General features: G+C 51.4%; 22 protein-coding genes, 1 pseudogene and 1 riboswitch. Of the genes and pseudogenes, 6 read left to right on the plus strand and 17 right to left on the minus strand.

The annotated features are described in order from the left end of the window. Positions 1–22: 22 nt before the first annotated feature. Positions 23–1,330, minus strand: a complete 1,308-nt coding sequence (locus EC843_RS21605) for a conjugal transfer protein TraF (protein ID WP_133523045.1) — start codon at positions 1,328–1,330, stop codon at positions 23–25. 172 nt (positions 1,331–1,502) lie between these two features. After that, positions 1,503–2,006, minus strand: coding sequence for a cupin domain-containing protein (locus EC843_RS21610; protein ID WP_064541224.1), 504 nt, complete (start codon positions 2,004–2,006; stop codon positions 1,503–1,505). A 109-nt stretch (positions 2,007–2,115) separates the two neighbouring features. Here EC843_RS21610 and zur point away from each other — a divergent pair, with 109 nt between their 5' ends. Beyond that, positions 2,116–2,631, plus strand: a complete 516-nt coding sequence (gene zur, locus EC843_RS21615; protein ID WP_064541227.1) for a zinc uptake transcriptional repressor Zur — start codon at positions 2,116–2,118, stop codon at positions 2,629–2,631. Between the two features lie 142 nt (positions 2,632–2,773). Here the strand turns inward: zur and EC843_RS21620 are convergent, their stop codons facing one another. From EC843_RS21620 to EC843_RS21635, 4 genes are all read right to left on the minus strand, one after another. Continuing rightward, the gene (locus EC843_RS21620) at positions 2,774–2,983 is read right to left on the minus strand and encodes a CsbD family protein (RefSeq protein ID WP_064541231.1); all 210 of its coding nucleotides are present in this window, start codon (positions 2,981–2,983) and stop codon (positions 2,774–2,776) included. A gap of 290 nt (positions 2,984–3,273) precedes the next feature. Further along, complete coding sequence (gene dinF / locus EC843_RS21625) at positions 3,274–4,608, minus strand: MATE family efflux transporter DinF (protein WP_133523046.1); 1,335 nt, start codon at positions 4,606–4,608, stop codon at positions 3,274–3,276. Positions 4,609–4,676: 68 nt separating this feature from the next. Next, on the minus strand, positions 4,677–5,285 hold the full coding sequence (gene lexA, locus EC843_RS21630; protein WP_064541238.1) for a transcriptional repressor LexA: 609 nt from the start codon (positions 5,283–5,285) through the stop codon (positions 4,677–4,679). Between the two features lie 108 nt (positions 5,286–5,393). Next, a complete protein-coding gene (locus tag EC843_RS21635) occupies positions 5,394–5,762 on the minus strand; it encodes a diacylglycerol kinase (protein ID WP_133523047.1) in 369 nt (122 codons plus the stop codon). Between the two features lie 126 nt (positions 5,763–5,888). On the opposite strand from EC843_RS21635, the gene plsB reads away from it, so the two are divergent. After that, on the plus strand, positions 5,889–8,318 hold the full coding sequence (gene plsB, locus EC843_RS21640) for a glycerol-3-phosphate 1-O-acyltransferase PlsB (RefSeq protein ID WP_064541244.1): 2,430 nt from the start codon (positions 5,889–5,891) through the stop codon (positions 8,316–8,318). Between the two features lie 93 nt (positions 8,319–8,411). Here plsB and ubiA read toward each other — a convergent pair whose 3' ends face one another. The 5 genes from ubiA to malK form a co-directional block, all read right to left on the minus strand. Continuing rightward, complete coding sequence (gene ubiA, locus EC843_RS21645; protein ID WP_133523048.1) at positions 8,412–9,284, minus strand: 4-hydroxybenzoate octaprenyltransferase; 873 nt, start codon at positions 9,282–9,284, stop codon at positions 8,412–8,414. Continuing rightward, positions 9,284–9,793: a chorismate lyase gene (ubiC, locus tag EC843_RS21650; RefSeq protein WP_064541251.1), complete on the minus strand. Its 510-nt coding sequence runs from the start codon at positions 9,791–9,793 to the stop codon at positions 9,284–9,286. The genes ubiA and ubiC overlap by 1 nt, the downstream gene beginning before the upstream one ends. Positions 9,794–10,053: 260 nt before the next feature. Next, entirely contained in the window at positions 10,054–11,028 is a 975-nt protein-coding gene (gene malM / locus EC843_RS21655) for a maltose operon protein MalM (protein ID WP_064541254.1), read from the minus strand. Positions 11,029–11,172: 144 nt separating this feature from the next. Next, positions 11,173–12,489, minus strand: a complete 1,317-nt coding sequence (locus tag EC843_RS21660; protein WP_064541256.1) for a maltoporin — start codon at positions 12,487–12,489, stop codon at positions 11,173–11,175. A gap of 44 nt (positions 12,490–12,533) precedes the next feature. After that, positions 12,534–13,643 carry a maltose/maltodextrin ABC transporter ATP-binding protein MalK gene (gene malK / locus EC843_RS21665; protein ID WP_064541259.1) on the minus strand — a complete coding sequence of 370 codons (1,110 nt, stop codon included), beginning with the start codon at positions 13,641–13,643 and terminating at the stop codon, positions 12,534–12,536. A 389-nt stretch (positions 13,644–14,032) separates the two neighbouring features. Between malK and malE the strand changes: the two genes are divergently transcribed. The 3 genes from malE to malG all read left to right on the plus strand — a co-directional run bounded on the left by malE (position 14,033) and on the right by malG (position 17,839). Further along, positions 14,033–15,223: a maltose/maltodextrin ABC transporter substrate-binding protein MalE gene (gene malE, locus EC843_RS21670; protein ID WP_064541261.1), complete on the plus strand. Its 1,191-nt coding sequence runs from the start codon at positions 14,033–14,035 to the stop codon at positions 15,221–15,223. A gap of 168 nt (positions 15,224–15,391) precedes the next feature. After that, positions 15,392–16,936, plus strand: coding sequence for a maltose ABC transporter permease MalF (malF, locus tag EC843_RS21675; protein WP_064541264.1), 1,545 nt, complete (start codon positions 15,392–15,394; stop codon positions 16,934–16,936). Between the two features lie 12 nt (positions 16,937–16,948). Next, positions 16,949–17,839 carry a maltose ABC transporter permease MalG gene (gene malG / locus EC843_RS21680; RefSeq protein ID WP_034492378.1) on the plus strand — a complete coding sequence of 297 codons (891 nt, stop codon included), beginning with the start codon at positions 16,949–16,951 and terminating at the stop codon, positions 17,837–17,839. 96 nt (positions 17,840–17,935) lie between these two features. Here malG and psiE read toward each other — a convergent pair whose 3' ends face one another. The 6 genes from psiE to pgi all read right to left on the minus strand — a co-directional run bounded on the left by psiE (position 17,936) and on the right by pgi (position 24,398). Continuing rightward, entirely contained in the window at positions 17,936–18,343 is a 408-nt protein-coding gene (gene psiE / locus EC843_RS21685) for a phosphate-starvation-inducible protein PsiE (RefSeq protein WP_064541267.1), read from the minus strand. 170 nt (positions 18,344–18,513) lie between these two features. Then, positions 18,514–20,610 (minus strand): YjbH domain-containing protein, encoded by a 2,097-nt coding sequence (locus tag EC843_RS21690; RefSeq protein WP_121814539.1) that lies wholly within the window; start codon positions 20,608–20,610, stop codon positions 18,514–18,516. Beyond that, positions 20,610–21,386, minus strand: coding sequence for a capsule biosynthesis GfcC D2 domain-containing protein (locus EC843_RS21695; protein ID WP_133523054.1), 777 nt, complete (start codon positions 21,384–21,386; stop codon positions 20,610–20,612). The genes EC843_RS21690 and EC843_RS21695 overlap by 1 nt, the downstream gene beginning before the upstream one ends. A 38-nt stretch (positions 21,387–21,424) precedes the next feature. Then, positions 21,425–22,063 carry a YjbF family lipoprotein gene (locus EC843_RS21700; RefSeq protein WP_064541274.1) on the minus strand — a complete coding sequence of 213 codons (639 nt, stop codon included), beginning with the start codon at positions 22,061–22,063 and terminating at the stop codon, positions 21,425–21,427. 63 nt (positions 22,064–22,126) lie between these two features. Further along, positions 22,127–22,372: an exopolysaccharide production protein YjbE gene (gene yjbE, locus EC843_RS21705; protein ID WP_064541276.1), complete on the minus strand. Its 246-nt coding sequence runs from the start codon at positions 22,370–22,372 to the stop codon at positions 22,127–22,129. Between the two features lie 379 nt (positions 22,373–22,751). Further along, the gene (gene pgi, locus EC843_RS21710; protein ID WP_133523049.1) at positions 22,752–24,398 is read right to left on the minus strand and encodes a glucose-6-phosphate isomerase; all 1,647 of its coding nucleotides are present in this window, start codon (positions 24,396–24,398) and stop codon (positions 22,752–22,754) included. A 340-nt stretch (positions 24,399–24,738) separates the two neighbouring features. Here pgi and EC843_RS21715 point away from each other — a divergent pair. Then, positions 24,739–25,203 (plus strand): annotated as a pseudogene (locus tag EC843_RS21715) (sodium:proton antiporter); the annotation flags it as partial. A gap of 51 nt (positions 25,204–25,254) precedes the next feature. Beyond that, a riboswitch (Lysine riboswitch) is annotated at positions 25,255–25,488 on the plus strand. Positions 25,489–25,491: the final 3 nt, after the last annotated feature.

Raw genomic sequence — 25,491 nt, forward strand, 5'->3', positions numbered from 1 at the left:
CTCGTCCCGACGGCTATTTTCATCAGAAGGTCATGCTAAGCTGTGCCCCTGCCCCCCAGGTTTCGTCTTCGCCGTACAGCCCCATTAAATCGATGTGAACGCGATTAAATGGCGCAAAGCCAACCCCACCGGTAAAGACGTTGCTATCGTTTGATTTGACGTCAGCCCGGTAACCGGCGCGCACCGCAAGCCACGGCAGCGGCGTAACTTCAGCGCCCACGCCAACGTACTGTGAATCGTCTTCGCTTTTGAAACCTTTTGTTTCGGTGAGATCGCCGTCGGCGCTAAGGGTGATGAAATCGTTATGCCAGGCTAAGCCCGCCGTCACTAACGGGCGAATCTGATAAGTGTCTTTATAGTTGACGGTTTCGCCCGTCCTGCCATTTGTGATCAGGATATCTTTGGTATCAATGTCATGTGAAATCAGGTTCTGGCCGCTCAGACCGACAGTCCAGTTTTCGCCAAAATCAGCTGCCACACCCGCATCAACGTTAAAGCCAGTGTCGTCGTTACGATAGCGGCTATTTTTCCAGTCGCTGCTGTCGTAGGAATAGATTGATGTGGTGTAGTTGTACAGCCAGGTTTTTTGCAGTTTCGGCGTGATGCCAACAGAGACAGGCACGCCGTTTAGATCAAACTGTTTCGCCAGCGCCACACCATAGTCGGAGACAATTGCGCCGCGCCCAGATGCAGTGGAGTTGAGATTGCTGGTGATAACATCAGAGCCATTAACGGCAGCATCTAGTGCGACTCCCCCGGCAACAACCCTGGAATTCGCGATGCTGTGCAGATAATCAATATCTTGTTGATCAATAGAGGAACTCACATGTGCTCGCGCATAGGCTTTTGCGACAAATGCCATCGACAGCACATCATTTGGAATACTGACTGCGATACTCGCCCCGGCTTTCGCGTTTGCTGTTTGACCTCGCAGATCTTCCAGTTCGCCAGCCAAGCTCCCCGCAGCGCCCTGAAGCTGACCAAGTGAACCATTTGGGTTTAAAAGGATATCCTGCAGGGTAAGATCGTCGATAACGTTCTGGTATTGATCGACCGTATCGCTAATGCCATCAATCTGATCCTGCAGGTTATCTTTATCTGTCATTTGCCCGCTCACGGAGGGCAAAATAACTGTCACTGAGTCGTCCTGTTTTGCCTTTGCCAGCAGCGCAGGGTTTGTTAGCACTCCACTTCCATAACTCGCTGAAGCAACGCCCGTCCCCCCCATTGCATCACTACGAGCTTCTGACCAGGTACCTGCCGCACTGGCTTGATTTGCCACAAATAAAGAGGCAGCGCTGAACGCCACCAGAGTTTTAATTTTTTTCATTCACCGCTCGCCCGTCTGTTAATCAGATTTCATAACTTGCCCCTGCCAGTTATGACTGAACAGAGGCGGACTATTGCTGTGAATAAAAAGCTAAAAAGGGGGATGTTTATCCCATCGAAATCCCGTTTCTCTCCATCAGGATTATGAGTTCAAAAATTCCCTGTAAACTTATTTATAGTTTACCGTTCGGTTTTCGTGAAGGATGGCCGTCATGTGGGCCAAAAAACTGCGGCGGGTGGTCAATCCAGCGATCCTGGCGTTGTGCGGCATAGCTCGCGTTTAGCGGGTAATAAATTCGGTTTTCGGCTTTGTTGGCCTCACCCACAATCAGCAACCGGACTTCATGCTCGGTGTTGTTGATGAAGGTATGGCAGACGCCCGTCCCGGCCGGGAAACCAACACTATCACCCGGTTCAAGTGAGTAAAGGTGGCCGTTAATCCACACCTGTGGATGCCCTTCCAGAACATAAGCAAACTCTTCCTCGCTACTTTCCGCATGCGGATAGGACGTCCGGCGGCCAGGGAGCAGGCGCTCGTGGTGAATCCCCAGGCGTGTTAGCCCAAGTTTGCGAGCCAATGGCGCGCCAATGGAAAACAATTCAGTACTGTCTGGATAAGTTGAGTCATCTTCACCTTCCAGTTCTTTCCAGTGACGAATGCAATCAGGTTTATTCATAGCAAACTCCGGGATAGTCATCTCAAAAGGCTGTGGCCAGCATGGCGCACCACTCGGCGTTTATTGCGCGTTGTGATAGAGTGTAGGGCTAATCTACAGGGGAATGCTGATGGACATCACGACTTCACAAAACGTGTTAGCGCAGGCTGAAAAACTATGCGAACAGCGTAATGTGCGCCTGACACCACAACGCCTGGAAGTGTTGCGTTTATTGACGCAGCAAGCGGGTGCAATCAGCGCTTATGATTTGCTGGATTTACTTCGCGCCAGTGAACCGCAAGCTAAACCCCCGACGGTGTATCGTGCGCTCGATTTTCTTCTCGAACAAGGCTTTGTCCATCGCGTCGAGTCAACCAACAGCTATGTTTTGTGCCATCTGATTGATCAGCCGACTCACTCATCAGCGATGTTGATTTGCGACAGGTGTGGCGCGGTGAAGGAGCATAGCGCGGAAGGTGTGGAAGATATTATGAATCAACTGGCTGCCCAGTCAGGATTTGCTCTACACCACAATGTCATTGAGGCGCATGGTTTATGCAGCGCGTGTGCGGAAGTTGAAGCCTGTAGCCACCCGGAAGAATGCGGGCATGACCACACCATTCAGAGTAAGAAGAAGTCACGCTAGCCTGAACCCGAAATAATTCGAGTTGCATTGAAGCGGTAAGTGAATGCAGCCAAAAGATGTAGCTTGAAGTATGGAGGGGATCGGTACATCCATGTACCAGGGCAGGTTAGCCTATGAGAGTTAACACATCTGAGGGATGAGATTACCAGCGGTAATCGTTACGTTTTTCCCAATCAACGACTTCGTTCTCTGCCTGATCTTTCGCATATCCATAGCGTTCCTGAATTTTACCGACAAGCTGATCGCGTTTCCCTTCGATGACGGTCATGTCATCGTCTGTCAGTTTGCCCCATTTCTCTTTTACTGTGCCTTTGAACTGTTTCCAGTTACCGCCGATTTCGTCTTTATTCATAATAATATCCTCATCGTTCGGTTAAGAACTGCTAATAGTTAACAACGCCCAGGTGCTGCCGTTTGGCTGACACTCACTATCTGCTGGACGTGGAAATAATTGTAGTCAAGGATATGGCAGTGAGGGGAAAACTAAGAACATTGAACCACAGAAGTAACAGAAATGATGCTGACTTGCCCCAAAATCAGGTGGCAAATCAGCATACTGGAGTGCGATTAAAAGCGCGTCAGAAGTTGTAACTAACTATGAGTTGTAACTAACTATGAGTTGTAACTAACTATGAGCTGTAACTAATCAGGAGTTCCAGCCGGAAACCAGCTGTTATCCCGCCAATGGCGACGCCAAATCCATCCCAAAGACAGTCCGCGCAAAGCCAGGAACACAGCCACGGATAACCACAGACCATGATTTCCCAGATAAGGCACGGTGAGCAACGTCAGCCCAAATCCCAATGCCGCAACCGCCATGCTGTTGCGCATTTCCGTACCTCGCGTTGCGCCAATAAACATGCCGTCCAGCAAATAACACCAGACACCAACAACGGGCAAAACAATCTGCCAGTGCAAGTAGCGGTCTGCCTGTAGCTGCAATTCCGGGATAGAGGTAAGAAGCGAAACAATGTGCTCACCAAACAGCGCATACACAGCGGCGAACATAAGAGCGACTAAGCCCGCCTGGCGACATGCAGCGCCCCATACTTCGAGCAATTGACCACGGTTTTTAGCGCCAAACGCCTGCCCGGAATGGGCTTCAACGGCATAGGCGAACCCATCGAGCGCATAGGCGGTGAAGGTTAATAGCGTCATCAACACGGCGTTAACCGCGACGATTTCGCTACCTAACCGCGCACCAAAGATAGTGACTGAGGCGAAACAGACCTGTAGCAACAGCGAGCGCAGCATGATGTCGCGATTGAGTGCCAGCAGACGCCGCACATTCCCGCGCCAGGACTCTTTGAGCATCTCAAAGCTGATTCCGCGCAAACCCATGACCTTTTTCACCATCAGCAAACCAATGATAAACGTCGCATATTCTGCGGTGACGGTGGCGAGTGCCGCGCCCTGAACATCCATGTGTAGCCCCATAACCAGCCACACATCCAGCACGATATTCAGTACGTTTCCGACAACCAGCAAGATAACTGGCGCACGCGCATACTGAACGCCTAACAACCAGCCCAACAAGACCAGGTTGGCAAGCGAGGCTGGCGCACTAAGCCAACGTATTTCAAGGAATCGCCGGGCCTGCAACAAAACATCTTCATTGCCGCCGACGATATGCAAGGCCAGGGATATCAGCGGTTCACGCAGTAAGACGATCGCCACCCCTGCTCCTAACGCCAATAGCAAGGGCTGAACCAGTGCACGCGCTAAAGCAGAGGGATTATTGGCACCAAATGCCTGGGCAGTTAAACCGGTGGTGCTCATGCGCAAAAACAGCAACAGCATAAATAAGAAGCTGGTTGCCGTCGCACCAATAGCGACACCGCCAAGATAAACAGGGCTATCCAAATGACCAATTACCGCGGTATCAACAAGGCCCAGTAAAGGCACGGTGATGTTGGAAAAAATCATGGGTAAGGCGAGGCGCCAGAGAGCTCTGTCAGCCGTCGAGAAAAATCGCATGGCCAATCCAGGAAGAGATAAGAGAATTAAGACGATGATGCGCATTAAAGCGCATCATCTGGAGAAGTTTACAGCCAGTCGCCGTTGCGAATTACCCCAACCGCCAACCCTTCAATAGAGAAGTTATGTTCGCGCAGGTCAACCACAATAGGTTCAAATTCGCTATTTTCAGGCAGAAGATGAACGGTATTACCCTGCTGCTTTAAGCGCTTAACAGTCACTTCGTCGTCAATACGCGCCACCACAACCTGGCCGTTACGCACATCCTGAGTTTTATGAACTGCAAGCAGGTCGCCGTCCATAATACCGATGTCTTTCATAGACATCCCGCTAACGCGCAACAGGAAATCGGCATTTGGTTTAAACAGTGATGGGTCAACCTGGTAATGGCCTTCGATGTGCTGTTGTGCAAGGAGTGGTTCCCCCGCAGCAACACGCCCAACCAGCGGAATACCGGTAACTTCTTCCACCAGCAAGCGGATACCGCGCGACGCACCAGAGATAATCTCAATGACGCCTTTACGGGCAAGTGCTTTCAGGTGCTCTTCAGCGGCGTTCGGAGAACGGAACCCCAGACGTTGAGCAATCTCGGCACGAGTCGGTGGCATGCCGGTCTGGCTGATATGATCCCGAATAAGATCAAACACCTCTTGCTGCCTGGTAGTTAACGCTTTCATTCCGCCCCCTGGGTGTTTATACAGTTATGCTGTGAGTATATACAGTCAAAGGCGATTTTGGAACCACAAATTGAGCAAAAAACCAGGGACTTAACTATTCTGGAAAGATCATCGCAAATGCGGCCAAAGCAGTGTGACCCAGGTAATAACTGCGAGGATAATGGCGATTAATACGGCAGCAGACCCCATGTCCTTGGCCCGTCCTGAAAGCTCGTGGTAATCGGTACCAACACGGTCAACAAGCGCCTCGATAGCGCTATTGAGAATTTCGACAATCATGACCAGCACAACAGAACCAATCAGTAAAATACGGGTGATAGGGTCAACATCTAACCAGCAGGCGATGGCGATGGCGATGAGCGCGCTAACCCCTTCCTGGCGGAAAGCCGCTTCGTTAATCCAGGCTGCTTTGAGCCCTTTCCATGAGTAGCCTGCGGCTTTGATGATACGGGTAAGTCCAGTGGTACTGCTCGCCATTTTGGGAAACCTTTTCAAATTATTTGGGTCAATGCTTATCTATATTGCAACGCCACAGAAATCTGAGCCAGATTCTGATATTCTTGCGGCGAATTTGCATCATTAACCTGAGGCTTTACATCGTTTATGTCAGGCTGGCCAAGAATCTACTACAAATTACTTAATTTACCATTAGGCGTTCTGGTAAAGAGCAAGTCCATTCCGGCAGATCCACAAGCCGAACTGGGCTTAGATCCCACACGCCCGATTATGTATGTCCTGCCGTATAACTCCAAGGCGGACTTATTAACGCTGCGCGCACAATGTCTCGCGCATAACTTGCCCGACCCTCTCGAGCCGTTAGAAATCGACGGTGCGGTATTGCCGCGCTATGTCTTTATCCATGGCGGCCCGCGTGTTTTCACTTATTACACGCCAAAAGAAGAGTCGATCAAACTGTTCCACGATTACCTCGACTTACACCGCAGCAATCCAAATCTGGATGTGCAGATGGTGCCAGTATCGGTGATGTTTGGCCGCTCCCCTGGGCGCGAAAAAGGCGAAGTGAATCCGCCATTAAAGATGCTGAACGGCGTCCAGAAATTTTTCGCTGTTTCCTGGCTTGGGCGCGACAGCTTTGTGCGTTTCTCCGCTCCGGTTTCGCTGCGCCAGATGGCAACCGACCACGGTACAGACAAAAAAATCGCCCAAAAACTGGCTCGCGTAGCGCGTATGCACTTTGCTCGCCAGCGTTTAGCGACTGTCGGCCCGCGTCTGCCGGTACGCCAGGATCTGTTCAATAAGCTACTGGCCTCAAAAGCTATCGCTCGTGCAGTAGAAGATGAAGCGCGCAGCAAGAAAATCTCCCATGAAAAAGCCCAGCAGAATGCTGTTGCTTTGATGGAAGAGATTGCCGCTAACTTCTCGTATGAAGCCGTGCGTTTGACTGACCGCGTGTTAGGTCTGACGTGGAACCGTTTGTACCAGGGCATCAACGTTCATAACGCTGAACGCGTGCGCCAACTGGCTCATGACGGCCACGAGATTGTCTATGTGCCCTGCCATCGCAGCCACATGGACTACATGCTGTTGTCCTACGTGCTTTATCACCAGGGGCTGGTTCCTCCGCACATCGCAGCGGGTATCAACCTGAATTTCTGGCCAGCCGGCCCGATTTTCCGCCGCCTCGGTGCGTTCTTTATCCGCCGTACCTTTAAAGGCAGCAAACTCTACTCCACCGTGTTCCGTGAATATCTGGGCGAGCTGTTTAGCCGTGGCTATTCCGTTGAATACTTTGTGGAAGGTGGCCGTTCTCGTACCGGGCGTTTGCTCGACCCGAAAACCGGCACGCTGTCGATGACCATCCAGGCCATGCTGCGCGGCGGTACTCGCCCTATTACCCTGGTGCCAATTTACATTGGTTATGAGCATGTAATGGAAGTGGGGACTTACGCGAAAGAGCTGCGTGGCGCGACCAAAGAGAAAGAGAGTTTCATGCAGATGGTGCGCGGGCTGAGTAAGCTGCGTAACCTCGGCCAGGGCTATGTTAACTTTGGCGAACCGATGCCGCTGATGACGTTCCTGAACCAGCGTGTTCCAGAGTGGCGCGATTCAATCGACCCGATTGAGGCCATCCGCCCGGCATGGTTGACGCCAACGGTCAATGAAATTGCCGCTGAACTGATGGTGCGTATTAACAATGCCGGTGCGGCAAATGCCATGAACCTGTGCTGTACCGCGCTGTTGGCCTCGCGTCAGCGTTCACTTACCCGTGAGCAACTGACCGAGCAGCTCAACTGCTACCTGAGCCTGTTGCGTAATGTGCCTTATTCACCGGACGCGACCGCACCAGACCAGCCAGCAGAAGCGCTGATTGAACACGCATTGCAGATGAACAAGTTTGAAGTTGAGAAAGACACCATCGGTGACATCATCATTCTGCCGCGCGAGCAGGCGGTTCTGATGACTTATTACCGTAACAACATCCTGCATATGCTGGTGTTGCCTTCTCTGCTGGCGGCAATTATTACTCAACATCGCCGTATTGACCGTAACGAACTGCTGCGTCAGGTCGAGCTGCTTTACCCGATGCTGAAGGCTGAACTGTTCTTGCGCTGGAGCACGACCGAACTTGCTGGTGAAATTGACATCATGCTCAATGAACTGGTTCGTCAGGAACTGGTGACACTGGCAGGCGATGAAGTGCAGATTAATCCTGCTCGTTCACGCACCATGCAGCTGCTGGCAGCAGGTGTTCGCGAAACGCTACAGCGTTATGCGATTACCTTCTGGTTGCTGAGCGCAAATCCGTCGATTAACCGTGGGACACTGGAGCGTGAAAGCCGCACCGTTGCCCAGCGTTTGTCTGTTTTGCATGGCATTAATGCACCGGAGTTCTTTGATAAAGCCGTCTTCACCTCGCTGGTTTTAACCTTGCGTGATGAAGGCTATATCAGCGATACCGGGGATGCAGAGCCTACTGAAACCATGAAGGTCTACCAGATGTTGGCAGAACTGATCATGCCGGATGTGCGTTTGACGATTGAAAGTGCGACGTCGCAGGCTGCGACTGAGTAAAAAATCTGGCGGATGACGCGATTGCTTATCCGCCCTACGGTTCGACTTGTAGGGCGGATAAACGAAGTGTCATCCGCCATTTAATTTCTGATATTAGAAGTGCACGTAACTCAACACCAGGCCAATAAACAACACCAGGCCAACGTAGTTATTATTCAGGAATGCGCGGAAACAAGCATCGCGAGCGCGATTCGCCGTCAAACGCTGCTGATGGATAAACAGTGCCCCCGCCAGCGCAATAGACCAGTAGAATGCCCCGCCTAATCCGTTTAACCAGCCAATCACCGCCAGCAAAACCATCACCGCAATCTGCAAAATCCCGATAATCACATTGTCATAGCGCCCGAACAGTATCGCCGTGGATTTGATGCCAATTTTCAGGTCATCATCGCGATCAACCATCGCATATTGCGTGTCGTAAGCGACCGCCCAGCAAATATTGGTCAAAAACATCAGCCAACAACTTAGCGGTACAGATTCGCTAACCGCAGCAAATGCCATCGGGATGGACCAACCGAACGCCGCACCCAACACCACTTGTGGCAAATGGGTGTAACGTTTCATAAAGGGATAAACCCAGGCTAATGCTAACCCCGCCACCGACAATAAAATTGTCATCGTGTTAAGCGTCAGCACCAGTAAAAACGACAGCAACACCAGTACCACAAACAGGATACGCGCTTCTTTTTCGCTGACTGCTCCGCTCGGTAGCGGACGGTGGGCGGTGCGTTTTACGTGGCCATCAAACTTGCGATCGGCGTAGTCGTTTACCACACAACCCGCGGCGCGCATCATCCAGACTCCGGCGATAAACACACATAAAATGGTCAGTGGTGGGACACCCGGTGTCGCGAGCCATAACGCCCATAAAGTGGGCCATAACAGTAAAAGCGAGCCAATCGGCTTATCCAGCCTCATCAGGCGTTGCCAGGCCTGCCATTTGCCCTGTTTAAGACTCCACTCCATTATTTTTCCTCTGCATACAACGGCGAAGCGGGAAGGAATAGTTCGGTCAGCACCAATGGCTTTCCGGCTAATCTCAGACGGGAACGACGCCCCCACAGCTCCGCACTACGACCAATCTCAATAAAATCCCGTGTCAGGGATGATGCACTAAATAGATAACGCCCGAGTGGCGTGGTGCCGAGCTGTTGCAAAGCCAGCTCCGGCCCTTCAAGAGTGGATTCTGGTACAACGGTGCGCCCCAGCAACCAGGGTTCATCGTCACCGCAGAGCACAACTTCACGCAGCCAGTAGCGTTTGGCTTCAGGCATCATATCAGCTTCCGGAAAATCGACAGGTGAATCGAAAAAACCTTCACGCACAATACGAACAGTGACTCGCGAACAATACTGTTCAAAGCGTTTAGTCATTGAGTCTTCAAGCAACAACCAGTCAAGAAGCGATGCGCTCAGCTCCTCTGGAATCGTAGCCTCAAAACGTAAGGCGCGCAGTGGCGAAAGCGCGTCAGACATGTGAATTTCTCCGAAACAAAACCGGCAGTCATTGTAACGCAGAATGGGTATAGCGGGGATGATTTAACAGTTCAGAAACCTTCTAAATCATTCGAGTTGAATCAAGGCGGCAAACGAACGAATCCCTATGAGCTTACTAGAGTAAGTGATTAGGGTGAGTGAGAGCAGCCAACGCCGAGGCAGCTCGAAATATGACGGGCAAAAAAAGGTGCGCTCAGTGAGCGCACCAAACCTCAAACATCAGCACTGCGGGGAAACGCTTACCCCTTGCCTTTTACACTGCTGATAAAAGTTTTACGGGCAGTAGTCGAGCCCAGGCGTTCAGCTTCATCCAGTAGTTTCAGGGCTTTATCAACATCACCTGCGGCTACTGCTTGTTTGATTGCCTGGTTGAAATAGGTTTCCGTATCACTCAGCACGGGCTCTTTTTTCGCAGCTGGAGCCACTACTGGCGCAGGTGCCGGAGCTGGAGCCACTACGGCGGTTGTTGCCACTGCCGCAGGTGCAGTGTAAGTGGTGGCTGGTGCGGCGGTATTACCGACCGTTACCGGGCCTGGGCCTGATGAACCAAACAGCGGCCCAACTAAAATACTGGAACTTGAAGAAGTTTTGACCTTAAGTGAAATTTCACCTTCAGTACCATGGCGTGCAATCGGATCAGGAATATCTGGTACCGCATTACCGTTGCCCCTGGCATAGGCTTTTGCAGGGTCAACCATCGTGGTGGTTTGTTGCAGGTCTTTATTGGTGGTGAACACCAACAAATAAAGTTTTTGTTGCCCCAGTGCTGGGGTTAATTTCATGACGCCTTCCAGGCGATTTAAAGACAACACTCCCGGTTCCTGATAGGCAAAGAAAGCCGATGGGAAATAAGCAGCAGGCGTCATGTTTTGGTCAAATACCAACACGTTTGGTGCAAATACCGTATCTTTATTCACGATACTTGAGAGCGTAATCGTCAGCTCCCCGATACTTGCCGGTACGCTGTAGGCCGCAACTGGCCCGGTGATATCACCGGCATTCAAGCTCTGGCCGGTGGTTGCGAGATTAGTCTTTTGGGTTTGGGTTTGATCAACCGGGATCCATTGCAGCTGTTGCAATGCGGAAGACGGGATAGCAGGTGCAGCAGAAAGATCCTGCGGCACGATATTAACATTGGCCAGGCTTAAGCCAGGCATGCTTGCGAACAACCCTGCGGATAAGCAGAGTGCCAGGAGACTTTTTTTCATTTTCATTGTTATCAACCTCAATGGGAAATCGGTGGAAAGTTAGCCAGGCAATAGCGCTTTCCATCGAAACAGGCATTGGCATACAAGGGTAATAACGAGGGGTTCAGTGGCGAACCCCTCATCGTTTCATAACATTAGGTTAAAGCCGTATTACCACCAGATTTCCATCTGGGCACCGAAGGAGAACTCGTCGTTATCGCCGCGGCTGGTAGAGAAGTTACCGTTACCAGTGTTGTCTGCGATGGCAAAGCGAGTGGCGTCGCCGTTAGCGTCTTTCGCGTAACCCCACTGCTCATCCCAACGGGCATAAGTTGCAAACAGACGCAGTGCCGGACGTGACCAGATGCTGTCACCTGCTTGCCATTGTTGTGCCAGGGTAATTTTGTACTGACCGTTGCGATCGCCAGTTTCCTGGGATTTCACGTTGTCGTAGCCAAGTTCCAGCAAGGTACTCATGATTGGCGTCCATTTGTACATTGGACGAATACCGATGGTGTACCATTCAGTCCCCTGGTTATCATCCATATCCAGGTTCTGGTACATACCGACGTACATCAGGTCCCATTTGTCTGCCAGCGTGATTGCGCCGTGGTCGAGGACACGGATCATGCTGCCGTCGTTGTTAACGCTACCGCCCTGCGCCTGGCCTTTGCCCTGCGAAGTCATAGAGTCAGTTGCATACTGCACAACGAATTTGTTAAAGCCTTTCAACATACTTTGCGTATGTTCTGCAGTCAGCATCCAACCATCTTTCGACGCACCTGGTTCCAGGTAGTAATCGTCAGGAATGTTGGTGTGACCGTAATCAACGCCCAGCTCCAGTGTGCCGCCGTCGTTAATTTCTAAACCAGCCCAACGCACGTCAAACACGTCGTTTGGTACTTTATTGTTATATGTACGCTCGCCAGTAGCCGGGTCGAATTCCGCATTCGCAGAAGAACCGCCAGACTCTGTAGAACGAGTGGCCGCGAAGGAAAGTTTACCTGCGCCGACGTCAATGTTTTCCAGACCCGCACCAGGACCAGAAATATCCCAGTAGTAGAAGTCAATCATGTGAACGTCATGACGTTGGTAGAAACGCTTACCTGCCCACATGTTTGCGCCTGGCAGAGAATCGATAAGGTTTTTACCCTGCACGTTGAATTCACGGATGGCTGGAGTGTTATCGTTTTCCCAGTCGTTCAACTGTGATGAGTTGTAGGCAATGTTGGAGTCGAAGTAGAAGCTCTTATCGCCTTCTTTCCACACTTCCTGGCCTAATTTAATTTCTGCGTAAGTATCACATTCGTTACCCAGACGATATTTAGATTGAGCACCAGTTGCCTGGAAGCATTCTTGTGGTCCGCCGCTACCGGTCCAGCCGATACCAGAACGGGCGTAACCGTGGAAGTCCACAGCCAGAGCCTGAACAGACATAACGCCTGCTGCTACGGCAACTGCCAGTGGGAGTTTGCGCAGAGTAATCATCGTTCTATCTCCTGAATCATTGCTTTTCTTTTTTATGGGAATGCTTAAACACCTGGCTCTTGATGCAGCCGACGACATGCAGTGCCATCCTCACGGAACAGATGGCAACGCTCTGGCGGCAAGCCAATAGCGAATGTGGCACCCTCTTTTACCAACACCACGTCATTCTGGCGGTACACCAGGTTCTGACGGATGGCGGGGATTTGGATGTGAATCTGAGTTTCATGACCGAGTTGCTCAACCACCTGAACTTCGCCTTCAAGCGTGACGTCAGCGATATCGCTTGGCAGCAGATGTTCCGGGCGAATGCCCAGAGACATATTGGCGCCGACCTGGACTTCTTTGCTCTCTACCGGCAGCCAAACTTGCTGACGGTTTGGTAATTCAACCTGTACCTGATCAATCGCAGTGGCGGTCACTTTCACTGGCAGGAAGTTCATTTTTGGCGAGCCAATAAAGCCCGCAACAAAACGGTCCGCCGGGTAGTGATACAGCTCGAGCGGTTTACCGACTTGCGCCACGCGGCCTGCGTCCAGTACCACAATTTTGTCGGCCAGCGTCATCGCTTCGACCTGATCGTGGGTGACATAAACCATGGTGCGTCCAAGACGTTTGTGCAGTCGGGAGATCTCAATACGCATCTGCACACGCAGTGCCGCATCAAGGTTAGAAAGTGGTTCATCGAGCAGGAAGACACGCGGTTCTGCCACCAGCGTACGGCCAATGGCAACACGCTGACGTTGTCCGCCAGACAGTGCTTTTGGGCGGCGATCTAATAAATGGGCCAGCTGCAACGTTTCTGAAACTTGTGTGACTCGCTGATTAATTTCGCTTTTCTTGGCACCGGCCAACTTCAGCCCAAAGGACATGTTTTCTGCAACAGAAAGATGGGGATACAGGGCATAAGACTGGAACACCATGCCAACACCGCGCTCTGCGGGAGGAATGTCGTTCATGCGAGTTTCACCAATGAACAAATCACCACTGGTGATGGTTTCCAGCCCAGCGATCATGCGCAACAGTGTGGATTTACCGCAGCCTGACGGACCAACAAAAACTACAAACTCACCTTCCTGGATGTCCAGATTGATATCTTTCGATACCACCACATCCCCCCAGGCTTTTGTTACGTTCCGTAGCTGTACGCTTGCCATGTACTTCTCCCTTCATTCATTCCGTCACGATGCTAATGGGCAGGTGATTCAAGATGTGTCGGACTATGACGGATCTATACATTTGGTAACTCCTCCACCCTGATGTTTTTTATGGGGGAGGAGGCGGGAGGATGAGAAGTGAGTTTCTGCAACCGGTTACAGTCGGCACAAGAGATTTTCGTGATCGTGGTTTCAAAAAACCGGGTGGTTTTGTGTGCTCCAGGACACATAACTGCCAGTTATGTAATGGGGATCACAGATAATCGGGGTGGGGCGTAGGGCTAAGGAGGATGAGAAGCACTTGCCATCTGCGCAAACTGGCAACCGTAACGCCACTAGCTTGACCTGATGTATCCACGCGCAAACCACCATTCAAAGGATGGGAACATATGAAAATTAAAACTGGCGCCCGCATCCTCGCTCTGTCTGCCCTGACAACGATGATGTTTTCCGCCTCTGCACTGGCAAAAATAGAAGAAGGCAAACTGGTCATCTGGATTAACGGTGACAAAGGCTATAACGGCCTGGCCGAAGTGGGTAAAAAGTTTGAGAAAGACACGGGCATTAAAGTGACCATCGAGCACCCGGACAAACTGGAAGAGAAATTCCCACAAGTCGCGGCGACCGGCGATGGCCCTGACATTATCTTCTGGGCGCACGACCGTTTCGGTGGTTACGCACAATCTGGCCTGCTGGCCGAAATCACTCCAGACAAAGCTTTCCAGGACAAACTGTATCCGTTTACCTGGGACGCAGTTCGTTACAACGGCAAAATTATTGCTTACCCAGTCGCGGTTGAAGCACTATCTCTGATTTATAACAAAGACTTAGTCCCTAACCCGCCAAAAACCTGGGAAGAAATCCCGGCTCTGGATAAGCAGCTGAAAGCCAAAGGTAAGAGCGCGTTGATGTTCAACCTGCAAGAACCGTACTTCACCTGGCCACTGATTGCTGCTGACGGTGGTTACGCGTTCAAACTCGAAAACGGCAAATATGACGTGAAAGATGTCGGCGTGGACAGCCCAGGCGCGAAAGCGGGCCTGACCTTCCTGGTCGACATGATTAAAAACAAACAAATGAATGCGGATACCGATTACTCCATCGCAGAAGCGGCCTTTAACAAAGGCGAAACCGCGATGACGATTAACGGCCCGTGGGCATGGTCCAACATCGATAAGAGCAAAATCAATTACGGCGTAGCGCTGCTGCCAACCTTCAAAGGCAAAGCATCTAAACCGTTCGTTGGTGTGCTGAGTGCCGGTATCAATGCGGCTAGCCCGAACAAAGAACTGGCGAAAGAGTTCCTGGAAAACTACCTGATGACCGACCAGGGCCTGGCTGAAGTCAACAAAGACAAGCCATTGGGCGCAGTTGCTCTGAAATCTTACCAGGATCAACTGGCGAAAGATCCACGTATCGCTGCCACCATGGATAACGCCCAAAAAGGCGAAATCATGCCTAACATCCCGCAAATGGCCGCCTTCTGGTATGCCACACGCACCGCCGTCATCAACGCAGTTAGCGGTCGTCAGACTGTTGATGAAGCGCTGAAAGATGCTCAGGGACGTATTACTAAGTAAGTCATTCCCCCTCACCCCGGCCCTCTCCCCGTTGGGGCGAGGGAGATAACCGAGCAATCCCCTCCAGCTCAGGGGACGGTGAGAACCGCGCAATCCCCTCTCCCTAAGGGAGAGGGTTAGGGTGAGGGTGGTTTCAGATGATAAGTTGTAGAGGTAGAGGAAGACCCCATGGATGTTGTTAAAAAGAGCCACTGGTGGCAAAGCGATGTACTGAAGTGGTCAGTCATCGGCCTGATGGGACTGCTGGTTGGTTATCTTATTGTCATAATGTACGCCCAGGGGGAGTACCTGTTTGCCATCATGACGCTGATTTTAAGCTCAGCTGGCCTCTATATTTTTGCCAACCGTAAGGCTTATGCCTGGCGTTATGTTTACCCTGGAATGGCTGGTATGGGGCTGTTTGTCCTGTTCCCATTGGTTTGTACCATCGCCATCGCCTTCACCAACTACAGCAGCACCAACCAGTTGACCCAGGAACGGGCACAGGAAGTGCTGATGGACCGCCAATATCAGGCGGGCAAAACCTTTAACTTCGGCCTTTATCCGGCGGGCGATGAGTGGCAACTGGCCCTCACCGACGGAGAAACTGGCAAAAATTACCTCTCCGACGCCTTTAAATTTGGCGGCGAGCAGCACCTGAAATTGAAAGAAGCGGATGCGCTGCCAACGGGCGAAAAAGCCAATCTGCGCGTGATCACGCAAAACCGCGCGGCATTGACGCAAATCACCGCGCAAATGCCAGATGAAAGCACGCTGACCATGAGTTCCCTGCGCCAGTTTTCCGGCACCCGTCCACTGTATACGGCGGCGGATAACGGTGAGCTGACCAACAACCAAAGCGGCGTTAAATACCGCCCGAATAACGATATTGGTTTCTATCAGTCTGTTAACGCCGAAGGCAACTGGGGCAACGAGCAATTAAGCCCGGGCTACACCGTCACCATCGGCTGGAAAAACTTCTTACGTGTGTTCCACGATGAAGGCATCCAAAAACCATTTATGGCGATTTTCGTCTGGACGGTGATCTTCTCAATCCTGACGGTGATTCTCACCGTGGCTGTCGGCATGATTCTGGCGTGTGTTGTGCAGTGGGAATCCCTGAAAGGCAAAGCGATTTATCGCGTGATGTTGATCCTGCCATACGCGGTACCGTCGTTTATTTCTATTTTGATTTTCAAAGGGTTGTTCAACCAAAGTTTCGGTGAAATCAACATGATGTTGAGCTCACTGTTTGGTATCAAACCCGCCTGGTTTAGCGACCCAACCACCGCACGTTCCATGATAATTATCGTCAATACCTGGCTCGGTTATCCATACATGATGATTTTGTGCATGGGCTTGTTGAAAGCGATTCCGGACGACTTATACGAAGCTTCGGCAATGGATGGTGCAGGCCCATTCCAGAATTTCTTTAAAATCACGCTGCCGCTGCTGATTAAGCCGCTGACACCACTGATGATTGCCAGCTTTGCCTTTAACTTTAACAACTTCGTGCTGATTCAGCTGTTAACCAATGGCGGGCCAGACAGGCTCGGCACCACAACGCCTGCGGGCTACACGGACTTGCTGGTGAGCTACACCTACCGCATTGCCTTTGAAGGCGGCGGCGGTCAGGACTTTGGTTTAGCGGCGGCTATCGCAACGCTTATCTTCCTGCTGGTTGGGGCATTAGCGATTGTTAACCTGAAAGCCACCCGCATGAAGTTTGATTAAGGAGCGATTCACATGGCAATGGTTCAACCCAAATCTCAAAAGCTGCGTCTGTTTACCACGCATCTGCTACTACTGATATTTATCGCGGCAATTATGTTCCCGCTGCTGATGGTGATTGCGATTTCACTGCGCCCGGGTAACTTCGCCACTGGCAGCCTGATCCCGGATCAAATCTCCTGGGAGCACTGGAAATTAGCACTGGGCTTTAGCGTGCAACATGCCGATGGCAGCGTCACGCCACCGCCGTTCCCGGTGCTGTTGTGGCTGTGGAACTCCATCAAGATTGCGGCGATTACCGCGCTGGGGATTGTCACGCTTTCAACCACTTGTGCTTATGCGTTTGCCCGTATGCGTTTCCCTGGCAAAGCCACGTTGCTCAAAGGGATGCTGATTTTCCAGATGTTCCCGGCGGTATTGTCACTGGTGGCGTTGTATGCCTTGTTTGACCGCCTCGGCCAGTACATTCCGTTTATTGGTTTGAATACGCACGGTGGGGTGATCTTCGCCTATCTTGGCGGTATTGCGCTGCATGTGTGGACGATTAAGGGCTACTTCGAAACTATCGATAACTCGCTGGAAGAAGCGGCAGCGCTGGATGGTGCAACTCCATGGCAAGCCTTCCGCCTGGTGTTGCTGCCGCTGTCTGTGCCAATTCTGGCAGTGGTATTTATTCTGTCGTTTATCGCCGCGATTACCGAAGTGCCAGTCGCGTCATTGTTACTGCGTGACGTCAACAGCTACACCCTGGCGGTAGGTATGCAGCAATATCTCAACCCACAAAACTATTTGTGGGGCGACTTTGCTGCTGCCGCTGTGCTCTCTGCCATCCCGATTACCGTCGTGTTCTTACTGGCGCAACGCTGGCTAGTGAGCGGCCTGACGGCTGGAGGGGTGAAAGGATAAGATTTCCTGTCAGTTATTGCTTCATCTTATGTCATGCCACTGCAAACCCTCAATTTGACTTAGTCTCATTTCTGGCGGCCTTCGGGCCGCCTTTTTTTATTCTCGTTTTAAGCGACTGCTATTACACAACCACAGCGTGATCACCAGTAACAAAATCGCCCCCGAGTAGATCAATACATCGCGCGGATCTTTATGGTCGATGATGATAAGCCGCACAATGGCGGTGATGCCGATATAGATAAAGTAACGCAGTGGGAAGTGATAACCGGATTGAAAGTACTTCACGATCAACGCGATAAATTCGAAGTAAAGAAAGTAAACCACCAGCCCTTCAATCAGCTGATACTTGCTGGCTTGATCGCTGGGCGCAAACAGCGAGGTGGCTAAGTGCAGCGTTTCTTTACCCAGGAAGATGATGAGGATTACGCCGAGCGCAAGCAACGCCAGATTGAGGACCGTTTGCATAACTTTAGCGATGAGTTCAACGCGGGGGGTGGTTGTCATAAGAACGCCTCATGTTTGGGTATTGAGGTGTTGTTATACGTTAAAACTGTGATCTGAATCTAATTTTTCTGCTTATGTTGCCCCCTCACCCCGGCCCTCTCCCTGTGGGCGAGGGAGAAAAGAAGAAGAACCCCCCTCTCCTGGGGGAGAGGGTTAGGGTGAGGGCATGATCACCTGAAATTAATATCCCGATCGCTCGTCATCCCATACAACTCAAACTTACGACCCAGCATCTGCCCACCGTCACGCGTCAGCGGTGTCCAGCTCACTTGCGCGCGGCTGCGGGTTGGTGATGATGAGAAAAGATCCAACGGCACATTGACGTAGAAACCTTTGGTGAAATCCCCTTCCCCGTACTCTTCTTTCGACACATTAGTAATGGTCGCGTACGTCCCCACCACCACGCCGCTGTCGAAGCGTTTCGAGATCTCCAGCGTGCCGCCTTTATCTTTTGCCAGATATTGGCCAATGCTGAGTTTAACCAGCACATCTTCGGCAAACGGTGGTGTCCAGTAACCGGTGATATGGCCAGTTGGCGCGCTGTAGTCGGTGAACTTCATCATGTCCAGCGAGCTGGTCCAGTCACGCTGTTTGACGTAGTTGGCATTGGCACCAATTGCCCAGTTACTGTCGACCGGACGATACAACACTTCTGCCCCAACCCCGCCATACATGGTTTCGAGATAACCGCCGTACACCTGTCCATACCAGCTGTTGCCCAAATACTGGAAGTAGTTGGCTTGCAGGTTGTTGACGTAAATATCGTTCTCGACGTAATCACGGACGTGAGTACGTACACGCGGCAACGTCGAATCATTCGGAGGATTGGTGTAGTTAAATTTGTCGTAGTTATTGGCGATGTTGGCAAACAGACTGCCGGTGGTCAGCAAGTGATCCGTCACCCACCAGTCGGCAGTGCCCATCACGCCAACCTGATACATATAGAAGCTTTCTGGCCCGCCGACAGACTGGTTGAGCACCGGGTTAATCGCGAAATTCAGCTTCGATTTATCGATGAAATAACCCTGCTCGGTTTTCTCAGGAATGATCGGCTCAACGCGCTTTTGTACCAGTTGCGTTTCATGCCCCAGCGGCTCACCTTCAAGGTGATGACGCAGACTCGCAACGTCTGTTTCAGTCGTTACCTGCGGCAGATTCAGACGCGTTTCGGTAATGCGAACCGTGCGGATATTCTCCGGCAGGTCGTTCATGATGATACGGTTGGCACGCTCAATCCCTTCGTGGGAGTCGCGGTATTTCACCTGCTCGCCAGTCACATACAAGGTATCGCCTTTTACCTGAATATTCGGGTTCGCCAGACCGGCGTTGTATTTGAGCTGCGTGAGCTGATTCGCCACCACCGTCGGTTGCAAAATTTCATCTTGCGGCTGCGGCTGATATTGCGGGCGGCGATTATCGTTATAACCTGGGCGCAAATCGTTGAAGTTAGTACGTAACGTGACGCCAAACATCAGGGTATTGCCACGCTCATAGCTGACGTTAACGTCGGCCCAATCGGCGACGCGGTAGATAGCACCGACGTTAAAGTTGCTACGCTGTTCGAGTTTCCCGGCAAAATCTTGCGTGTAATTATTACCTTCGTATTCCAGTTTCAGGCGCAGCGGTTGCCACGGAGTCTGGTATTCGATGCCGCCAAACAAGGACGCAGGGCCATGGAACATGCCGCTAAAGTTGAACGAACCGGCCTGGTTGTAGCTGTTATCGCGATAGCAAAAACCATTGCTCACTTCGCAGAATGGATTTTTCACGTTACCGCTGGTGCCCATGTAACCCCAGCCCATTCCGAGGGTAAAATCGAACGGCCCCCAGGCTTTGCTCGCCACGATATATTCGCTGTCAAACAGCCCGGTACCGCCTAAGTCACGGAACCCTACCGCCACTTGCGGCAAGTAATACCCTTCCTCCCAAAGACGGACTTTCATGTCGAAGGCTTTATCTTTGTAGGTCTGGTCGCCCGAGAAAGCGTCGACACTACTGTACTGTTTGGTGCGCACATCGGTGTAGCGCAGCGTCGTTTCCAGCCATGGGAACAATTGCACTGAAGCCGAGTAAAAGCGGTACTGATCGTTATCGCGATAGTTGAGGCTAAATTCCCCTTCGCGCGCCATGCGGGCCGTGGGAGTTTGCAGCAAACCGACGCCGCCGAAATCCGATTGCGATGGGCCAACAGGAGCCGGGAAAGTTTCAGCCTGGCAAGCCGATGAAACTGCCAGCGCCAGCAAACTGTAGAGCGTTTTCTTCTTCATCAATCCGGTCTCCGATGCGTCAGAGAGTGAAGGATTTGCTGATTCATTTGTTCAAAATCAGAATTAAGCAGGCGCTCTTTAAAGCCGACAAACAGGATGCTTCCCGGCGTGAGTTCGACGTGGCGGTTATTCCAGTAGGCGACTGGTGCTTTTTGCGTTTTGCCATCTGGATAGATAACCCATGCAAAACTGCGATCGGCACCACTGAGTTTGTCGATGCCATCGAGATATTCATCCGCGCTGCGCCCTGCCACAAAAGGCTTCGCCCCTGGTGAACTCACCAACCCCACCAGCGTGATGGTGGCCGGCTGCCCTCCCACCCACAGGCTGTAATCGCCTTGCAGCGGGACATTGGCGCGCGGATGCACGCGTACCCAGTCGGGGTCGAGATCAACAAACTGGCGTCCGGTAACGTGAACGGCCTGCATTTGCTGGCGCACACCGTTAATTGCCGCCGCATCATCACCGTCTTCCCCGGCGGCTAATGCGCTCAACGAAGCCAGTAATTTCTGGTGTTGTTGTTCAGCCACCGCCGTTGCCTGCTTTTCGCTTATCACCGCACCGGGCCACCAGGCGTTCGCCAATGAAGGTTGAGTCACCAAGTCGGCCAGCCGTTCTACGTTTTTAATGGTTTGATTTTGTGGATAAATCGTCACGATTCCAGCGGCGTAAGCGCTAAATTGAAGGGTGGATAAGCAAAATGCCGCTAAAACCCGTCGGATGACGCTGCGCTTATCCGACCTACAAAACCGTAGGGTGGATAAACGTAGTGTCATCCACCATGTGGTTGAAGAACGCGTCATAGCTTTTATTTTCATTCTTTCGCCGCCTTCAACAGAATCGTGGTGACAGGCCAATAATCAGGGCCAAGATATTGTTTTGACTGGCGTACCTGGCCTGCGCTGTCTATCCAGAAGCGGTTATGCCAGGTTTTATCCAGCGCGGTGATTTCTTCATCAAGAATGCGCACCGGCGTGGTGCTTTCAGCCACGTTCAGCGTGTCGGTACCGTCCCAGGTAAACGTTGAACGCGCCGAAGCCATGCGTACTTGCTGGTGTTCGGTCCAGGCCATTTGCCGCGTCCAGCTTATGCCATCGACAATTTGATTCGCTTTTGCCAGCGGGTCGCTCGCCATATTGGTCACTTGCTGGAGGTTGTCACCAAGACCGGTGGTTTTTACGATGCGGCCATTTTCAGTGACGACCATCGCCCGGTCTTGCGTGACCCACTTTTGCTGGCCATTTTCGTCATACGCCAGCACGACGAATATTTGCGGGCCGTTATTGAGGCGCATGTACTGGCTGGCGTAGCGCATATTCTGGATTTCGTCATGGGTTAGCTGCACGCCATCCTCACCCACAATGCTGTGCCAAAGCGAGGTACCAAGACCTTGAGTGGTGTCGGAGCAGGCCTGAAGTAACAGGCAGACAAGAAAAGTTGCGAGTCGCTGCACGAGGTTTTCCCGGATTCGAAATAACCACACCGAAGTGTGGTTAGGGTTAAATCACCCGTGAAATTAACGGGTGCTGGTCGTGGTGGTAGTGGTGGTTCCGGTATTGGAGCCATCGCCGCCACCGGTTGCCGCAAGTGCTACACCCACTGCCGACCCGACAGTGCTGGCGCTGGTCGCAGTAGAACTACCTGCGGACACAGAAGTTGCTTGTGCGCCGGCTGCTTCACCCACCGCTACCGGGTCAGCACTCGCCGCGCCAGCAGTTGCCAGCGTGAATATGGCTAAAGCGCCATAAAGAACTTTCTTCATAACTATTTCCCTTCATTGAATGAATGGAGATTTGCCCAAAAGGAATTTCAGGCGGTTTCGAGTATACACAACTAGTAATAGTGTTAGGCCGCAGAGGGGAATATCAGCAGTGCTTTAAGATAAATGGAAATATAACAACAACCAGATATTAATTTTTATTCATATGCATATAAAACAACAAGTTAAAATATTTATAAAAAACATATCAATCTAATTAATCCGAAAGTAAACCTCCTGAATTATCAGGATATAGTGAATTTTAGGATTAACCTCAGAGGAGAAATAAACAGATATTATGCGGCAAGGGGAATTATCTTATATTCCCCTTTAAATAAATAAGCCGGCATAACGCCGGCTTATATTTGAAGTATGACGGGTATTAGCGCCAGGACTTGTAACGGTTAATCAGACCATTCGTTGAAGAGTCGTGGCTGCTGATTTCTGCCGCATCACCCAGCTCAGGCAGAATACGGTTAGCCAGTTGCTTACCTAATTCCACGCCCCACTGATCAAACGTGAAGATGTTCAGAATGGCACCCTGAGTGAAGATCTTGTGCTCATACAGCGCAATCAGTGCACCGAGGCTGAACGGTGTGATTTCACGTAGCAGGATGGAGTTAGTTGGGCGGTTACCTTCGAAGACTTTGAACGGTACAACGTGTTCCAGTGTTTTCGGGTCTTTACCCTGGTCGGCATATTCTTGCTCAACCACATCGCGAGCTTTGCCAAACGCCAGCGCTTCAGTCTGCGCGAAGAAGTTAGACAGCAGTTTTGGATGGTGGTCGGAAAGCGGGTTATGGCTGGTTGCTGGTGCGATGAAATCACAAGGAACCATTTTGGTGCCCTGGTGAATCAGCTGGTAGAACGCGTGCTGGCCGTTAGTGCCCGGCTCGCCCCAGATGATTGGGCCAGTCTGGTAATCAACAGCGTTGCCGTTACGGTCAACGTATTTACCGTTGGATTCCATGTTGCCTTGCTGGAAGTAAGCCGCAAAACGGTGCATGTACTGGTCGTATGGCAGAATCGCTTCGGTTTCAGCACCAAAGAAGTTGTTGTACCAGATGCCGATCAGCGCTAACAGCACTGGCAGGTTTTGTTCTGCTGGCGTATTGGCGAAGTGTTTATCCATGGCATGCGCGCCGGACAACAGTTCAACAAAGTTTTCATAGCCGACAGACAGAATGATCGACAGACCGATCGCCGACCACAGGGAGTAACGGCCACCGACCCAGTCCCAGAACTCAAACATATTGGCAGTATCAATACCAAACTCACCGACAGCTTTCGCGTTGGTCGACAGCGCAGCAAAGTGTTTCGCAACGTGTTTGTTATCGCCAGCAGTTGCCAGGAACCAGTCGCGCGCGCTGTGGGCGTTGGTCATGGTTTCTTGAGTGGTGAAGGTTTTAGAGGCAACCAGGAACAGCGTGGTTTCCGGGTCAACGTTCTTCAGCACTTCAGCGATATGCGTGCCATCAACGTTAGACACAAAGTGCATGTTGAGGTGGTTTTTGTACGGACGCAGCGCTTCGGTCACCATGAATGGGCCAAGATCAGAACCGCCGATACCGATGTTAACCACATCAGTAATCGCTTTACCGGTGTAGCCTTTCCAGTTGCCGCTAATAATGCTTTCGGAGAAGGTTTTCATCTTCTCAAGCACTGCGTTCACTTCTGGCATCACATCTTTGCCATCAACGACGATTGGCGTGTTGCTACGGTTACGCAGCGCTACGTGCAGCACAGCACGGTCTTCAGTACGGTTAATCTTCTCACCAGAGAACATGGACTTAATTGCGCCCTGCAAATCAGTCTCTTTCGCCAAAGCCTGCAGCTTCGACAGGGTTTCTTCGGTGATGCGGTTTTTGGAGTAATCCACCAGCATTGAATCGTCGAAAGTAGCGGAGAACTTAGCAAAACGGTCGGCATCCTGCGCGAAAAGCTCAGCGATGGTGACGTCTTTCATTTCGTCAAAATGCGCCTGCAAAGCCTGCCATGCAGCGGTCTGCGTTGGGTTGATATTTTTCATAGCGATACCCTTTTGATTTGAGAACTGTGACTGCGGTCAATTGTATATCCACAAAACGGGATTTGTGATGATTTTTCTACCCTTGTATCGGGAATACCGTTTCAGATTATGTGCCAGCTAAAAAGTCGTCGCGCCTGGTTCCGCCCACGCAGAGCGCGTCTACACTGAGAAAAACAGTATGGCTTCGTAATCTAGGTAAGGTAAAAAATTTACGGAACTGTCCGTACCTCTTCTATTGGTGATTATCACCATCAGCTCACTGGCGGCACGATGGCTGGCGTGGGCGGCGCAAACTGTGGTGTTCGGTTTAGCCTGCGGCGGGCTGTTTGGATGGTTGCTCGGGAACGCGTGGTCTGAGCATGCGGAAAACCACTTCGATTTAAGCAATATTGCGCAAGTGCTGGCACTTTCGCCCAATCGGCATCAAAACGCACTGGCGGTTTATCATTTCAGCCATATTTTCGGCAGTGAAAATGTTTTTTCCATCCGCTCCGGTTCCGCATTAAAAGGTCGAACCAGCAACGAAAGTGCTCGTTTTCGTCGTCACGAGAAATTTTTTCCTGAAGATGTCACCTGGAGCAGGTTAAGCAGTCAGTTGGCCAAAGGTGCAACCATCAAAGCGACGCGACTAAATGAAAATTTTGGCTGGCTGGATTATTTGGAGAAAAATCGCGGTGTAGTGCCATTATTTTCCCGTCTGGAAGAAGGAAAAACTACTGCTATAAATGGCCCCACTGCTCCGACCTTACCCTGCACCCTGATTGCACTGGTGCAGAATGAAAACTCCTCAACTTCCAGGCGTTGACTTCTGTCGCGTTCCATTTTATTTGTATACGGCTACTTGCTCACTTGTGAGTAAGCCAGAAGAGGTGCGTCGCCCAGGTATCGTGTTTGAGGAGCCAATCCGAAGACGACACAGGAGGGGGAGCGACGCCGAGGTAATGTGCGTATGGCAGCGGATATTATCGACTACAAGGGCTGAATCCCTTGGGTTGTCACCTGAAGCATTCGGCAGTTGGATGCTTATACCCGGAATATTGCGCTGTGATGTACAGACTCTGGGTAGACAAGGTGGGGCGCTTCTGGGTGTATC

Source organism: Buttiauxella sp. JUb87, assembly GCF_004361975.1.
GTDB classification, from domain to species: Bacteria; Pseudomonadota; Gammaproteobacteria; order Enterobacterales; family Enterobacteriaceae; genus Buttiauxella; species Buttiauxella ferragutiae.